17 protein-coding genes and 1 tRNA gene are annotated in these 15,163 nt (G+C 38.7%); 12 read left to right on the top strand and 6 right to left on the bottom strand.

All coding sequences use genetic code 11. The features are described from left to right. Window positions 1-1,437 carry a glutamate synthase subunit beta gene (locus RV04_RS00140; RefSeq protein ID WP_071856452.1) on the top strand — a complete coding sequence of 479 codons (1,437 nt, stop codon included), beginning with the start codon at window positions 1-3 and terminating at the stop codon, window positions 1,435-1,437. Between the two features lie 37 nt (window positions 1,438-1,474). Here the strand turns inward: RV04_RS00140 and RV04_RS00135 are convergent, their stop codons facing one another. From RV04_RS00135 to RV04_RS00120, 4 genes are all read right to left on the bottom strand, one after another. Then, the gene (locus RV04_RS00135) at window positions 1,475-1,906 is read right to left on the bottom strand and encodes a threonine/serine exporter family protein (protein ID WP_071856451.1); all 432 of its coding nucleotides are present in this window, start codon (window positions 1,904-1,906) and stop codon (window positions 1,475-1,477) included. A 13-nt stretch (window positions 1,907-1,919) separates the two neighbouring features. Next, window positions 1,920-2,666, bottom strand: a complete 747-nt coding sequence (locus RV04_RS00130) for a threonine/serine exporter family protein (RefSeq protein ID WP_071856450.1) — start codon at window positions 2,664-2,666, stop codon at window positions 1,920-1,922. Window positions 2,667-2,681: 15 nt separating this feature from the next. Further along, window positions 2,682-3,359, bottom strand: a complete 678-nt coding sequence (locus tag RV04_RS13660; RefSeq protein ID WP_425429332.1) for a DUF1361 domain-containing protein — start codon at window positions 3,357-3,359, stop codon at window positions 2,682-2,684. Window positions 3,360-3,526: 167 nt separating this feature from the next. Beyond that, a complete protein-coding gene (locus RV04_RS00120; protein ID WP_071856448.1) occupies window positions 3,527-3,880 on the bottom strand; it encodes a DUF4828 domain-containing protein in 354 nt (117 codons plus the stop codon). A gap of 107 nt (window positions 3,881-3,987) precedes the next feature. On the opposite strand from RV04_RS00120, the gene sfsA reads away from it, so the two are divergent. The 4 genes from sfsA (at window position 3,988) to RV04_RS00100 (ending at window position 7,120) form a co-directional block, all read left to right on the top strand. Then, the gene (sfsA, locus tag RV04_RS00115; protein ID WP_071856447.1) at window positions 3,988-4,737 is read left to right on the top strand and encodes a DNA/RNA nuclease SfsA; all 750 of its coding nucleotides are present in this window, start codon (window positions 3,988-3,990) and stop codon (window positions 4,735-4,737) included. Beyond that, entirely contained in the window at window positions 4,734-5,735 is a 1,002-nt protein-coding gene (locus RV04_RS00110; RefSeq protein WP_071856446.1) for a Gfo/Idh/MocA family protein, read from the top strand. Before sfsA ends, RV04_RS00110 begins: the two co-directional genes overlap by 4 nt. An 8-nt stretch (window positions 5,736-5,743) precedes the next feature. Next, window positions 5,744-6,922 (top strand): DEAD/DEAH box helicase, encoded by a 1,179-nt coding sequence (locus tag RV04_RS00105; protein WP_071856445.1) that lies wholly within the window; start codon window positions 5,744-5,746, stop codon window positions 6,920-6,922. A 124-nt stretch (window positions 6,923-7,046) separates the two neighbouring features. Then, a tRNA-Arg gene (locus RV04_RS00100) sits at window positions 7,047-7,120 on the top strand. 43 nt (window positions 7,121-7,163) lie between these two features. Here RV04_RS00100 and RV04_RS00095 read toward each other — a convergent pair. Together RV04_RS00095 and RV04_RS00090 are read right to left on the bottom strand one after the other, a co-directional pair. Further along, window positions 7,164-8,402 (bottom strand): aminopeptidase, encoded by a 1,239-nt coding sequence (locus RV04_RS00095; protein ID WP_071856444.1) that lies wholly within the window; start codon window positions 8,400-8,402, stop codon window positions 7,164-7,166. Between the two features lie 111 nt (window positions 8,403-8,513). Beyond that, window positions 8,514-8,957, bottom strand: coding sequence for a flavodoxin (locus RV04_RS00090; RefSeq protein ID WP_071856443.1), 444 nt, complete (start codon window positions 8,955-8,957; stop codon window positions 8,514-8,516). A 140-nt stretch (window positions 8,958-9,097) separates the two neighbouring features. On the opposite strand from RV04_RS00090, the gene map reads away from it, so the two are divergent. The 7 genes from map (at window position 9,098) to rfbC (ending at window position 15,155) form a co-directional block, all read left to right on the top strand. Next, window positions 9,098-9,862: a type I methionyl aminopeptidase gene (map, locus tag RV04_RS00085; RefSeq protein ID WP_071856442.1), complete on the top strand. Its 765-nt coding sequence runs from the start codon at window positions 9,098-9,100 to the stop codon at window positions 9,860-9,862. Between the two features lie 13 nt (window positions 9,863-9,875). Then, the gene (locus tag RV04_RS00080) at window positions 9,876-10,805 is read left to right on the top strand and encodes a YihY/virulence factor BrkB family protein (RefSeq protein ID WP_071856441.1); all 930 of its coding nucleotides are present in this window, start codon (window positions 9,876-9,878) and stop codon (window positions 10,803-10,805) included. An 87-nt stretch (window positions 10,806-10,892) separates the two neighbouring features. Next, entirely contained in the window at window positions 10,893-12,011 is a 1,119-nt protein-coding gene (locus RV04_RS00075) for an MraY family glycosyltransferase (protein ID WP_071856440.1), read from the top strand. Between the two features lie 12 nt (window positions 12,012-12,023). Next, window positions 12,024-12,821: a glycosyltransferase family protein gene (locus RV04_RS00070; RefSeq protein ID WP_211271160.1), complete on the top strand. Its 798-nt coding sequence runs from the start codon at window positions 12,024-12,026 to the stop codon at window positions 12,819-12,821. 16 nt (window positions 12,822-12,837) lie between these two features. Further along, complete coding sequence (locus tag RV04_RS00065) at window positions 12,838-13,611, top strand: glycosyltransferase family 2 protein (protein WP_071856438.1); 774 nt, start codon at window positions 12,838-12,840, stop codon at window positions 13,609-13,611. A gap of 90 nt (window positions 13,612-13,701) precedes the next feature. Next, a complete protein-coding gene (gene rfbA / locus RV04_RS00060) occupies window positions 13,702-14,571 on the top strand; it encodes a glucose-1-phosphate thymidylyltransferase RfbA (RefSeq protein ID WP_071856437.1) in 870 nt (289 codons plus the stop codon). An 11-nt stretch (window positions 14,572-14,582) separates the two neighbouring features. Further along, complete coding sequence (rfbC, locus tag RV04_RS00055) at window positions 14,583-15,155, top strand: dTDP-4-dehydrorhamnose 3,5-epimerase (protein WP_211271159.1); 573 nt, start codon at window positions 14,583-14,585, stop codon at window positions 15,153-15,155. Window positions 15,156-15,163: the final 8 nt, after the last annotated feature.

Raw genomic sequence — 15,163 nt, 5'->3', positions numbered from 1 at the left:
ATGGCAGATCCATTTGGCTTTTTAAAATATCCGCGTAAGGACAATCCGTATCGTCCAGTCGCCGAACGGGTGCAAGACTGGGAGGAATTACAAACGCCACTCAGTGTCGCCGAAAGAAAAGAACAAGCTGCGCGTTGTATGAACTGTGGTATTCCGTTTTGTCATACAGGAATTTTTTATGGTGGAAAACGAGCAGTATCAGGTTGTCCAAATGACAACTTGATCCCTGAATGGAATGATTTTGTTTATCGAGGAGATTTCAAAAATGCCTTTGATCGTTTAGTCAAAACCAACCCGTTACCAGAAATGACGGGTCGTGTTTGTCCTGCTCCTTGTGAAAAATCATGTACTGAAGGATTGAACGGGTCTGGCGTGGCGATTCATGACAACGAGCGTTTTATTATTGATCAAGCATTTGAAAATGACTGGGTCAAAGCAGAGGGACTACCCGTTGAACGGACAGCTTTCAAAGTAGCAATCGTAGGTTCGGGTCCTGCAGGATTATCAGCGGCGTGGCGTTTGAACCAACTAGGTCATCAAGTGACTGTCTATGAACGTAGTGATCGGGCGGGTGGTTTACTGATGTATGGTATTCCAAATATGAAATTGGATAAAGCGATCGTCCAACGACGGATTGATGTGATGGAAGAAGTTGGGATTCATTTTGTACTTAATACAGAGATCGGTAGCGATATTTCAGCCGAAGAATTACAGTCAGCGTACGACCGTGTAATCCTTGCTTCGGGTGCTAGTGTGGCAAGAGATTTGAAAATTCCGGGTCGTGAATTGACGGGGATTCATTTAGCAGTGGATTATTTAACAGAGTGTACCAAGCAAGTCATGAAATATGGTAAAAAGGTCACTGAAAAACCATTGGCTGGAAAACATGTCGTGGTTATTGGAGGCGGAGATACTGGGAATGATTGTATTGGCTCTGCGATTCGCCAAGGTGCGGCCTCAGTGAAACAATTAGAGATTACACCGCAATTACCTGGGACTCGTATAAAAAGTAATCCTTGGCCGGAGTATTCAATGATTGATCGTTTAGGTTATGGACAAGCAGAAGGACTCGTTGAAAATCCTGAGTTGACGGTATACAGTACCTCAACTAAAACATTTATCGGTGCGGAAACTGGAAAAGTTTCTGCAATTGAAACGGTCCAAGTTGATAGCCAATTTCAACCAATCAAAGGTACGGAAAAAATAGTGAAAGCCGATCTTGTCTTATTGGCAATGGGCTTTACCGGTGCTGAAAAAAATTTATTAGAGGCTTTTGCCATTAAAGAAGTTTATGAAAACTATGCTACAAACAATGAAAAAGTTTATGTAGCCGGTGATGCACGTCGCGGACCGAGCTTAGTTATTTGGGGAATTCGTGAAGGACGTAAGGCAGCAGAAGAAGTCGATCAATTACTGCGCACCCTGGTCTATCAATAATTGCAAAAACCGAAGTGAACGATTCACTTCGGTTTTTTTATTTGTTAAAGATAAAATAGTTCTTCTTTTTTAGGACATAGGTGATCGATTCGTTCAAAATCAAACCGATCGCAATCGAAAATCCCACAAGCATCACCTGTAGACCAAGTGATAAAGCCTGGCTGTACTGATCCTCAACTAAAAAATTAAAGGCTTTGAAAAGTAAGCTCCCGGGAACAATAGGCATAATGCCAGGAATCGTAAAAATCGTACTAGGAACCTTAGCTATTTTAGCAAATAATTGGCTGATGACTGCTAAGATAATACAGGCTAACAAGGAAGCAACGGATTCATTCGTATACTTCGCAAAGAAAAGATACGCCATATAAGTCAAAGCACCAGATAATCCACATAAAAGAAAATATTTCCGTTGGATATTATTTAGCACGGAAACACCACCGCTGACTAAAAAACTACATAGATAAATCATTTTTTCGCTCCTATCAAGTGTTGGTCAATACAAAGACAACTGGAAAAACTAACATCAAAATGGTGTTGATCGCATAGATGCCTTGGGTCAAACCAGAAATGTAATCTCCATTGATACTGGCTTTGATGGAATTTACGATGACTGATCCGGGAAGCAAGGGCATCAAGCCGCTTAAAATCAAGGAAAAGGAATCTGGAATGAGGGCTTTTTTATAAAGAACAATCGAAATAATCGAGACACATAAAGAATAAACCAACGCCGACAACATTTTTACTTGTAAGAATTTTTGGACCAATAAATAGACGAAGTAAGCAATGATCGTAACGAAAAAAGCTAAAAAAGCAACGGCTGATGTTTGATTAAACATACAGTACGCAGCACCAGAAATCGTTCCGGCACAAAGTAGTTGGATATATAAGGGAAAATCAACTGCTGTATGGTCGATAGCAGCTAATTTTTTATATAAAGTATCTGTTGAGATCTGATTGTTATAAAATGATGTGACCTCTTTTTCTACCAACGTTGTTTTTTCAAAATTGTAGGCATTGTCTTTAACGGTAACCATCCGAACTTCGTTATCGATCGAATTGATCACTACTAATGCTGTCTCAGTGACAAAAAAAGAGTATTCAGCCGACTTGATAAAGCAGGCCATTTTCATCAAATTGTTTTTGACATCATTTGTTGCATAGTTACTTTTTAACATGATTTTTCCATATCTCAAAAGCAAGGCTGCATTTTTAGTATCAAACTCTTCCATGTGGTAAATCTCCTTTCATTGATTGGATCTATGCATAAAGCTTTTATGTTCATGGGTCAAAAAGAAAAAAATAATCAATTGAAAAATGGTCATGCTTGCGATAAATAAACAGGCATCTATATTTAGTGAATAAAAAATTTTACTCAAGACTGTTAATGGCTTAGAAAATAAATCAATTGTATTAAAACGTAGAAAACGGCCAATATATGTACCAAAACTAAATAAAAGTAAAAATAGCCCGTTGACTAAAAAACATTTTTGATGATTAAGTTCATAGTTTCTTTTCAAACAATCGCTTATTTGTCGTATAAGCAGATTTCCAACATAAATCAAAAGAAAGATGCCTAGGAGCATCCAAAAAAAACATAACCAAGTCGTAGGATTCAAGGTCATAATCAAACTATTTGTTGGATAAAAGCTCAAACGACTGACATGGATAATATCGGTATAAAGGTAAGTATTATTAGGGAAAAAAAGCAACCATAATAAAAAAAATAGTTTTTTATTCGTTTTCAAGTAAAATAGTCCAATTTCAATCGCTAGATAAGCCAAAAAGGAATCAATGACGATAAACTGAATTACAGAATTTCGTAATAAATAATAGGATAGTCCGCCATATCCCCAGTAACTGAGTCTAAACAATTTGAGTGGAGTAACATATTTTTTTAGAAATGCTTTGTTCAAAGTTTCCACCGCCTTTTCTTTTGAATAGGGGATATGTATTAAGTACACCACATGCAAAAAAAAAGAGGAGCTGAAATCTGTCGTGAAAAACGACGGAATCCTCCGCTGAAAAAATAAAAACTCCCCAGTAACGTTCAGCTTTTACATGGACGTTACTGGAGAGGAATAATTGCTATTTAATTATTTGATACAAGAGGTAAAGATAAATCATCCAGTTCATCATAGAGTGTGTCTGGAATACCGTTTTTTGTTTTGATCAATAAATGGTAGCCGTATTGGTCTTGAATCGCTAACTTTTGTTCACTTAATTCAATCAACTGATAGATAATTGCTGTTCCATCTAAAATAATCGAAAGATCTGGATAGATAATAATCGTATGTTTCGTTTGGCGATTGGGGTGAACAAACTCCCAAGACCCAACATAGAGCTGATTTAAATCTTTGTTTTCATGTTTATGAACAAGACTAGAGGTCACAGCAGCAATCCCCAAAGAGGTCGCACTTAGAAAGACCGGCCATTTCAATCTCATCAAAAAACTCCTTTCACACTAGCTTTGTTATACTATATAATAAAGTCCGTCCTCTTTCCATCCGACTTAAGGACTATTTAACTTTTTTTAGAAGGATTTTGATAAAAATGAACTATTCTGCGATCCAATTAGCCCGATTTTTAGAAAGAAGCAATCGATTTATCGCACGATGCCGTTTAATCGCTACAGACGAAGAAATTATTGTGCATGTTAAAAATACCGGACGATGCAAAGAACTGCTTATTCCTGGTGTGACGGTTGCCGTCAATTATCAACCTGCGGTAAAACGGAAAACGGCTTATGATTTGATTGCGGTAAAGAAGAACGCACTGTGGATCAATATCGATTCACAGATTCCAAACGCTCTTGCTGCAGAGGGCATTTTATCAGGCTTGGTTTCTTTACCAGGTATAGAAGGGGCACTTTCTTTGTTAAAAAGAGAAGTGACCTATGGCCATTCAAAATTTGATCTTTATTTTGAAACGGATCAACAAGAAAAAGGTTTTGTTGAAGTCAAGGGAATGACTTTGGAAAATCAAGGCGTGGGCGCTTTTCCCGATGCGCCAACGATGAGAGGGTTAAAACATGTTGAAGAACTTCAACAAGCACAACAACGAGGTTATCATTGTTTTGTACTTTTTATCGTTCAATTTCCTAAAATAAATGTAGCTACGATTCATTCTGCGATGCAACCGGCCCTTTCTGAGGCCATAAAACAGGCTACAGCAGACGGCGTGCAAATTTTAGCGTATAATTGTGAGGTAGATCAAGAAACAATCGCCCTTAAAGGGGCAGTTACGTTTGACCTGAACCAACCATTTATTGATCCAAATCAAGGAAAGGTGGAAAAAGCATGATTAATCTAGGAATTATTGGGACGAACTGGATCACTGAACAGTTTGTCCAAGCCGCACACGAAACAGGAAAGTATCAACTTGCAGCAGTCTATTCAAGAAAATTAGCGAGTGCTCAAAAATTTGGTGAAAAATATGGCGACATAGAATACGCGACAGATTTAGCGACTTTTTTTGCGATCGAGCATTTGAATACGATCTATATTGCTTCCCCAAATAGCTTACACTTTGAACAAGCTAAGCAAGCAATTCTAGCTGGTAAAAATGTGATTGTTGAAAAACCGGCCTTTTCAACGCCAAACGAAATGGATGAAATCATTGAATTAGCGAACCAAAAACAAGTTTTCTTTTTTGAAGCCGCTCGAAATATCCATGAGCAAGCCTTTAAAACCGTTGCCGATTTTTTACCTTTAAAAGATCATATCGTAGGGGCTGATTTTAGCTTTATGAAATATTCTTCTCGTTACGATCAAGTCTTAGATGGCGATGAACCAAATATTTTCTCACCACATTTTTCAGGGGGCGCCTTAGTTGATTTAGGCGTGTATCCAATCTATGCTGCCTTGGCTTGGTTTGGAATGCCCAATGAGAGTCTTTATTTTGCTAAAAAGATTCGCACTGGTGTAGACGGTTTTGGAACAGGGATCTTACGTTATGATAATTTTGACGTGACGATTCGCACGGGGAAAATGACTGATAGCTTCCAAGCTTCGGAGATTTACTTAACTAATGGGACCTTAGTATTAAACGCAGTCAACTCGATCGATGAAGCAGTATTTCATGATCGTGCCCATGTACAAAGAGAAAAATTGAACGTGCATCAATTAGAAAATCCCATGGTCGAAGAAGCCAATGATTTTGCAAAAGTAATCATGAATCCAACGGATCGTGAGTTAGGAACGTTTTATGAAGAATGGGTAGAGCTTGCCCGAAATGTAAACCAAGTGATTTATGATATGAGAAAAAGTGCGGGTATTGTTTTTGATGCCGACAAGAAATAGGGGAAACTATGAATAATCAAGAATTTGTACCATTTTTACAAAAAAATTGGGAGACTGCAGGTTTTCAAAAACCAGCGTTGATCCAAGCAAGCGTCTTTGAACCAATTACAGAAGGAAAGCATTTGGTCGGAATCGCACCTACAGGTAGCGGGAAAACACTGGCGTATCTATTACCATTGATCAATAAATTAGAAGCTGGAAAGGCAAGCCAAGTATTGGTCTTGACATCGTCGCAAGAATTAGCGATGCAAGTCGTAGAGGTTGCTCGCAAATGGTTGGCTGGCTCTGGCATGAAAGTGCAGGCGTTGATCGGTGGAGCGAATGTCAAACGCCAACATGAAGCATTGAAGAAAAAACCAGAACTATTAGTCGGAACACCCGGTCGAGTATTGGAATTGATCAGTGCTAAAAAAATCAAAGCACCTGCAATCAAAACCTTGGTGTTTGATGAAGTCGATCAGTTGGTCCAAGGACAAAGTTTTCAATTGATTCAAAAAATCTTGAAAACGACCGATAATGAAGCCCAACGATTGTATTTCTCAGCGACAGCGGATGTCGTATTGGACGAATTGAATACGATCGAATCGGATTTGTTAGTAGTCGACGTAACAAAAGAAGACGACAGTCAAGGAGACGTCCAACATTTTTATATCGAAACCAATGACCGTAAAAAAGTGGATCAAATGCGTCGTTTGTTAAACATGCCCGCGTTCTGGGGAATGATTTTCTTTAACCAGCTTAGCGATATGGGGAGTGCAGAAGAAAAGTTATTGTTCCACCAATTACCTGTAGCTAGTTTGGCCTCAGACCAATCAAAAATTTTACGCAAAAATGCGATTGAACAGTTTAAAAAGCATCAAGTTTTAGGACTCCTAACCACTGATTTAGCTAGCCGCGGTTTAGATATCGAGTCGTTGCCATTTGTGGTCAATGCGGATGTGCCGTTGAGTGAAGAAAGCTATCTTCATCGGGCTGGTCGGGTAGGACGTATGGGTGAAACAGGGGTTGTTATCACGTTTGTAACACCAGCAGACAAAGCAGATCTACTAAAAATCGCGAAAAAACTTGAGTTGCCTGTTGCACCGATTTATCTATTTGGCGGTGAACTATTAACCGAAGAACCGGTTCGACAAGCAGATCCTAAAAAGAAAAAGAGTAAAAAAAGCAAAGGGAAAAGACGGAAATAAGTCTTTTCCTTTTCTACTCTAAAAGGATTTTTTAAGATAATAAAATAAGGCATTCGCAAAATCCGTTAAATCTTTATTAGTTATCTTGCGAAATTAATCTAAAATGGCTACAATGAGAGAGCACGTTCTCGTAGCTCAGTAGGATAGAGCGATCGCCTCCTAAGCGATAGGTCGCTGGTTCGATTCCAGTCGGGAACATCAAAAAAACACCGATTAAAATTTTTAATCGGTGTTTTTTCTTTTAAGCCCAATCACCATTTCTAAAGATTGGTGTAGTTGAGCCGTCTTTACGAATTCCGTCGATGTCCATTTGAGCAGATCCAACCATGAAATCGACGTGAGTTTGGCTACTGTTCAAGCCAGCTTGCGCCAATTCTTCTTTGGTCATCTCGGTCCCACCTTCAACACTGAAAGGATAAGCAGCACCTAGTGCCAAATGGTTCGAAGCATTTTCATCAAATAAAGTATTGAAGAAAGTGATGCCTGATTGTGAGATTGGTGATGGGTCTGGAACAAGTGCGACTTCTCCCAAGTGTTTAGCACCTTCATCGATCGATAATAAAGAAGACAATACGTCGGCACCTTCTTTGGCTGAGAACTCAACGACTTTTCCGTCTTTAAAGGTAAATTTCATTTCATTCAAAGTTGTTCCGGCATAGCTTAATGGTTTCGTGCTAGTGATATAGCCATCGATTCGATTACGATCAGGAGCCGTGAAGACTTCTTCTGTCGGCATATTTGCCATAAACTCATTACCATCGGCGGCAAAACTCCCAGCGCCTTCCCAAACATGATTGTCAGGTAATCCGATGATGATATCAGTACCAGGAGCGGTGTAATGTAAAGCAGAAAATTGTTCTTTATTCAATCGTTCCGCTTGTTCGCGCATCGCAGCATCATGTTCTTCCCATGCTTTGACCGGATTTTCTGAGTAAATGCGCGTCGTTTTGAAGATCTCATCCCACAAACGATCAACTTGTTCTTCACTTGTAGTAAGCTCAGGGAAAACCTTTTTAGCCCAAGCAGGACTTGAGGCCGCAACCACGGTCCAGCGTAATTTGTTTGATTGCGTCGCTTCCATCACCGCTTGCAATGCTTTTCCACGTGCTGATTGGAAAGCCGCCACTCGATTGGTATCGACACCTAAAAGTGCATCTGGATTTTGTGAGACGATACTAATCCGAGTCACTCTTTTTTCAGCGAAAGTATTGGCTTCCTCTATTTTATAAGCTGGCACTTCATTGATTCGATCATCTTTTGCATGGCTTAAAAATTCTCTTTGGATTTCATCATCGTTCCATTGGACAATGACTTCAGCGGCACCTAACTGATAGGCTTCTTTCGTTACTAAGCGTGCTAAGGGTGCTTGTTCAACGCTAGCATAAACAACAACAGTATCTTCCTTTTGGACATTGACCCCAACTTTTGCGATCAGGTGAGCGTATTTTTTTAAAAGTGTATCAAAGTTTGATAGAACCATTCAAATCCCTCCATTTCATTAGTACTATCTTAGCATTTCTTTGAAATTCTCCAAAGAAAATATGTTCAAAAAAAGAGTACCCGATTTTTTCAGGCACTCTTTTTTCTTTTTTTATGATGCAGCAGCGACAATTTTTTTAGCGAAAGCTTCTAAGTTTTCGATATCTTCTTCTTCAGCAGCCATTTCGATTTTCACCACGTCAGCACCGCGCGTCGCACCGGTTTTAACAAAGGCCGCATCAAAATCATCGACTGATTTACAATACTCATCATAGAAAGTATCCCCAGATCCACAAACACCGAAGATCTTTCCGCTTAAATCTAGTTCTTGTAAATCTTCATAAAAATCAACGATCTCATCAGGTAGGTCACCTTCGCCGTACGTATACGTTGCAACGACACAGATATCTGCATCTTCGAAATCCTCTGCTTCTACTTGAGTACACTCATCAATCTCAACTTCAATATCTAAATTTTCGAAGGCTTCGGCCACAATATCAGCGATTTCTTCGGTATTTCCAGTCATGCTTGCATAAACGATTTTTGCTAATGTCAAAAAAATTCCTCCTCAGCTTTAAGCCAAATTTAAGGCAATTATACCAAAATAAAATCAAAAGGAAAACTAGGCTTCTAACCATTTGTTCGCTTTATAGGGTTATGTTAAAATAGACAAGATGAAAAAGGAGACGAACACGAATGATTACACTAAAATCAAACCGAGAAATTGAAATGATGAATGAGTCTGGAGAATTATTAGCGGATGTACACCGTCACTTACGCGATTTTATCAAACCAGGCGTTTCAAGTTGGGACATCGAAGTCTTTGTTAGAGACTTTATCGAAAGCCATGGCGGCGTAGCTGCCCAAATTGGTTTTGAAGGCTATGAATATGCAACTTGTTGTAGTATCAATGATGAAATCTGTCATGGATTTCCTCGTAAAAAACCGTTGAAAAATGGTGATTTGATCAAAGTTGATATGTGCGTTGAATACAAAGGAGCTATGTCTGACTCTTGTTGGTCTTACGCTGTTGGCGAAGTATCACCTGAAATCCAAAAATTGATGGATGTTACAAAAAAAGCGATGTATATTGGAATTGAACAAGCTCAAGTGGGCAACCGCATCGGTGATATCGGTCATGCAATCCAAGCCTATGCAGAAGGCGAAGGCTTTTCTGTTGTCCGTGACTTTGTTGGTCATGGCATTGGACCAACTATCCATGAAGAACCCGCGATCCCACACTATGGTGTAGCTGGAAAAGGATTACGTCTAAAAGAAGGTATGGTCATTACCATTGAGCCTATGATCAACACAGGTACATGGAAAATGAAGATGGATCCAAATGGTTGGACAGCGTACACACAAGATGGTGGTTGGTGTGCACAATACGAACATACACTAGCAATCACCAAAGAAGGACCAAAAATTTTAACTTCACAAGGTGAAGAAGGAACGTACTAAGACGAGGAACTTTATGGGACCAATAGATAAAATTAAAGAGAACAAGAAGTTAATGGATTTTATCCAAACGATCCGCAAACATATTACAGAAACAGAAATAGGCGACCGCTCCGTGGTAGTCGCCTATTATTTGTTGCTGTCTTTTTTTCCGATCTTAATCGTGATCGGTAATTTACTACCTTTTCTAAATATTACCCCTGAAAATGTATTACCCTATCTAAGCGAGGCGATTCCGCCAAATGTTTATAGTTTTTTGAAACCAGCAATTATTGGCTTATTAGAGAATACTTCTGGTGGTGCGTTATCGATTTCCGTACTAGCATCTTTATGGTCATCTAGCCGAGGCATCAATTCATTGCAAAAAGCATTGAATCGAGCATATGGCGTAGAGGATCGTGGGAATTTTGTCATCAGTCGAGTGGTCTCCGTCGGAATGGTGGGCATAATGATGATGGCAATTATTGCTATGGCACTAGTCTTTAGTGCGGGACAAGTTATTTTAGATGCGTTGCAGCCGATGTTTGGCTTTTCTCCTGAGATCATCTCGACTTTTCTAGCCTTACGCTGGCCAGTGACCGTAATCGTACTGTTAATTATTTTAGGCGTCGTTTATATCGTTATTCCGAATGCCCATGTACGCGTGAAATATGCGTTACCGGGCACGATTTTTGCCACTGTTGGCTGGATTGTATTGGCACAAGGTTTTAGTATTTATGCGCAAACATTTGCTCAACGCGTCTCAGGGTATCAAATCATCGGAAGTTTTATCGTCTTGATGTTTTGGCTGAATTTTTCTGCAACGATTATTATAATCGGTGGCGTTTTAAATGTAACGATTGAGGAATTTCGGACAGGAGAAGAAGTAACCGAAGGGTCGAATCGTGTAAATAAATGGTTCAATAAACTCAAAAATCGTCTAATAAAGAATAAAAAGAAGAAATAATTGCTAGAAATTTTGTAAGTTTATTGAAAAACCTTGTAAAGAGTTAGAACTCCGTTATATTATTTTTATACAAAGGTAGGTGGCAACATGTTAGTGTCCTTCGGGCTGATCATTAAATACTTTTTGACCTTTTTGATTGCCTTGGTGTTAACCCCGATTTTTAAGATTATTTCGGTCCAGACTGGATTAGTCGATAATCCGAATGCACGTCGAATGAATCAAGTCCCGATGCCTAGTGCTGGTGGATTACCCATCTTCATTACATTTACGTTGTCTTCTTTGATATTGTTTCGCGGAGTAATTCCGTTTGATTATATTAGTAAGATTTTACTAGGTGGCTTGATCATTGTCATTACTGGATTATTAGATGATAAATTTGAATTGTCGCCCAAGCAAAAAAGCTTAGGCATCTTGCTTGCAGCATTAGTTATTTATTATGTTGCAGATATTCGGTTTAATTTTTTTACCGCGCCTTTATTAGGAAAAATCAATTTAGCATGGTTAAGTTTACCAGCGACGATCTTTTGGATCTTTGGAATTACAAATGCGGTAAATTTAATTGATGGTCTAGATGGCTTAGCGGCCGGTGTATCTATGATCGGTTTAACCACAATCGGCGTCATCGGCTATTTCTTTTTGCACTCAGCAACGGCCTTTATTTCATTGACGATTTTTTGTCTAGTTGCGAGTATTATGGGATTCTTTCCTTATAATTTTCATCCGGCTAAAATATATCTGGGGGATACTGGCGCACTCTTTCTAGGCTTTATGATCGCGGTACTTTCGTTGCAAGGGTTGAAAAATGTAACGTTTATCTCCTTAATCACACCATTATTGATCCTAGGAGTACCTGTTACGGATACTTTTTTTGCAATGGTACGAAGAAAAGCCAAAAAAATGCCAATTTCTGTCGCAGACAAACAACATTTGCATCACCGCTTGCTCAATTTAGGTTTCACTCATCGAGGAGCGGTGTTGACGATCTATGCCATTGCAGTATTGTTTTCATTTACTGCGCTATTGATCAATTATACTAGTCAACTAGGAACGATTGTATTGATCGTTGCAATGGTCTTTGCTTTTACCTTCTTATTAGAATTAATTGGATTGATCAGTGAAAAATATAGTTTTATCACGAAGACGTTTCGTTTATTCGGGAACAAAGAGTATCGTTCCCAAGTATTGCATAAATATTTCAAGAAATGAGTGTTGATCTTCATTATGAATAAACTAAAGAATGATGTGACGATCAGCATCGTGACCCATAACAGTGACAAGATTTTTTTAAGTCTAGATGCATTGATTCAGAGTTTAGGACAGCAGGAAACGATCAAAATCAGAATTTTCGATAATGCTTCAGAAACAGCGTATTGTGAACAGTTAAAAACGTATGCAAACTATCCATTTATCGAAATCAATTTTTATTCCGAGAATAAAGGCTTTGGTTTTGGTCATAATGTTAATCTATTGAATCAGACAGGTTACGGCATCATCTTTAATCCTGACATCATATTATCAGAGAACCAACTGAATGCGATGGTTGATCATTTAGCCAATCAGCCTGAATGTGGTTTGTTAGCACCTAAGATTTTGAATGAAGATGGGACGACCCAATTTTTGATCCGGGATCATTTAAACGTTTTTGACTATATGCTACGGTTCATTCCTTTTAAGTTTGTAAAGAAAATGTTCGCAAAGCGGTTAGCAAAATTTGAATGCCGAAATTTACCTGAGGATCAAGATAGCTATGTCCGGATGATTTCTGGCAGCTTCATGGTCGTTGATTTACAAAAATTTAATCAAATCGAAGGATTTGATCCACGCTATTTTATGTATTTTGAGGACAATGATCTTTGTCGAAAAATGGAACAAGCCGGCTATAAAGCATTGTATAGTCCGCAGTTTACAGTCGTCCATCTATACGAACGTGGAGCGGTCAAAAGTCGCAAATTATTTATTGTTTTTTTACAGTCTATGAGAAAATACTTTTCAAAATGGGGCTGGCAACTTTTTTAATTTTTGGAGGTAGGGAATGGACCAACAGTCTAACGTGCAAGTTTCTGTTTGTATGGCAACATACAACGGGAGACACTTTATTGAAGAACAATTGAACAGCATCTTCCCCCAACTTTCTGCTGAAGATGAGTTGATAATTTCCGACGACCATTCAACCGATGGGACGTGGGAATTTTTATTAGCCTTGGCAAAAAAAGATCCGAGAATAAAGTTGTTTCAAAATGATCAGCAAGGATTGATCAAGAATTTTGAGCATGCGATCAAGCAAAGTTCAAAAGCAATTATTTTTTTATGTGATCAAGATGACGTATGGCATAAAGACAAAGTTGAAACAACCTTAATCTATTTTGCCGACCCTAAAACGCAAGTTGTCGTTTCTGATTTGATTATCGTTGACAATGATTTTGAAGTATTAGTTCCTTCGTACCAAGCGATGCGTCACACACATTCAGGCTTTTGGGCCAATCTAGTGAAAAGCAGTTATATAGGTGCGGGCATGGCTTTTCGTTCAGAACTAAAAGCAGTTGTTTTGCCAATCCCTAAGGAAGTGCCCATGCATGATATGTGGATCGGACTGCTAGCGGATTATCATAACGGAGTTAAATTTATCCCAGAACAATTGGTGTACTATCGCCGTCATGGCTTGAATGCCTCCGAAATAAAAACAACAGCTTCACGCATACAGCAATTTAAATGGCGTTGGAATGCTTTTCAATTAGTTAGAAAAAGAATAAAAGAAATTAAAGAAAAGCAACAAAATCATTTTTCTAATAACAAACATCAGGTATAATAAGTCCGTATGCTTTTAAAGAATACCGATTTAGTGAATAACTTATGTAAGTAAAATCGGAACAGATTATAATGGATAAGGAGCGTAAGTATGAAAGGAATTATCTTAGCAGGTGGTAGTGGAACACGTTTGTATCCACTGACTAAAGCAACGTCGAAACAATTAATGCCGGTTTATGACAAACCGATGATTTATTACCCAATGTCTACGTTGATGTTGGCGGGGATCAATGAAATTTTGATTATTTCTACACCGCAAGATACCCCACGTTTTGAAAATCTTTTTGGAGATGGTCATGAACTAGGGATTCACATCGAATATGCGGTACAAGAAAGTCCAGATGGATTGGCCCAAGCCTTTATCATCGGAGAAGAATTTATTGGCGACGATAGCGTTTGTTTAGTATTAGGAGATAACATTTATTATGGGGACGGATTGTCTCGGATGTTGCAACGTGCTGCGAAGAAAACCGAAGGCGCAACCGTCTTTGGCTATCATGTAAATGATCCAGAACGTTTTGGTGTAGTTGAATTCGATGAAGAGATGCGTGCCGTATCGATCGAAGAAAAACCAGAAGCACCAAGATCTAATTACGCGGTTACGGGCTTATATTTTTATGACAATGAAGTTGTAGAAATCGCCAAAAATATTCAACCATCTGAACGTGGTGAATTAGAAATCACTGATGTGAACAAAGAATATTTGAAACGTAATAAATTATCAGTCGAAGTGATGAGCCGTGGTTTTGCATGGTTAGACACAGGAACCCATGAATCCTTATTAGAAGCTTCAACGTTTATCTCAACGATTGAAAAACGTCAAAACTTAAAAGTAGCTTGTTTAGAAGAAATTTCTTATCGCATGGGCTACATTACGAAAGAACAATTAGTCGAATTGGCCCAACCATTGAAGAAAAATCAATATGGCCAATACTTAATCCGTTTAGCAGAAGAGGAATAGATATGGGAAAAATCAAAGTTACAGAAACAAACCTAACAGATGTAAAAATTATTGAACCAGCTGTTTTTGGCGATCATCGTGGCTTTTTCACGGAAAGTTATTCAGAAGAAGATTTTAAAGCAGCAGGCATCGAGCATAATTTTATCCAAGATAATCATTCATTATCGACCCAACCAGGTGTCTTACGGGGATTACATTTCCAAAAAGGAAAATCAGCTCAAACAAAATTAATCCGGGTCGTTTCTGGTGCCGTTCTTGATGTGATCGTGGATATCCGTAAAGGCAGTCCAACCTACGGTAAATGGGAAGGCTATATCCTTTCAGAACATAACCATCGTCAATTATTGGTTCCTCGTGGCTTTGCTCACGGTTTTGTAACCTTGACGCCGAATGTGAACTTTATGTATAAATGCGACAATTATTATGATGCTGAAGCGGATGGTGGTATCTCATTTGCAGATCCAGAGCTTGCCATTGATTGGCCAATCGATATCGAAAAAGCCATCACGTCAGAAAAAGATGCAAAACAACCGACTTTGAAAGAATTTGAAGCTGAAAATCCTTTCGTCTACGGTGAAATTTAAACAAACTA

The sequence above is a fragment of the Enterococcus hermanniensis genome, assembly GCF_001885945.1.
GTDB lineage: Bacteria > Bacillota > Bacilli > Lactobacillales > Enterococcaceae > Enterococcus_A > Enterococcus_A hermanniensis.
Note: the sequence above shows the minus strand (reverse complement) of the source record. Positions and strands in the feature narration are given on the sequence as shown.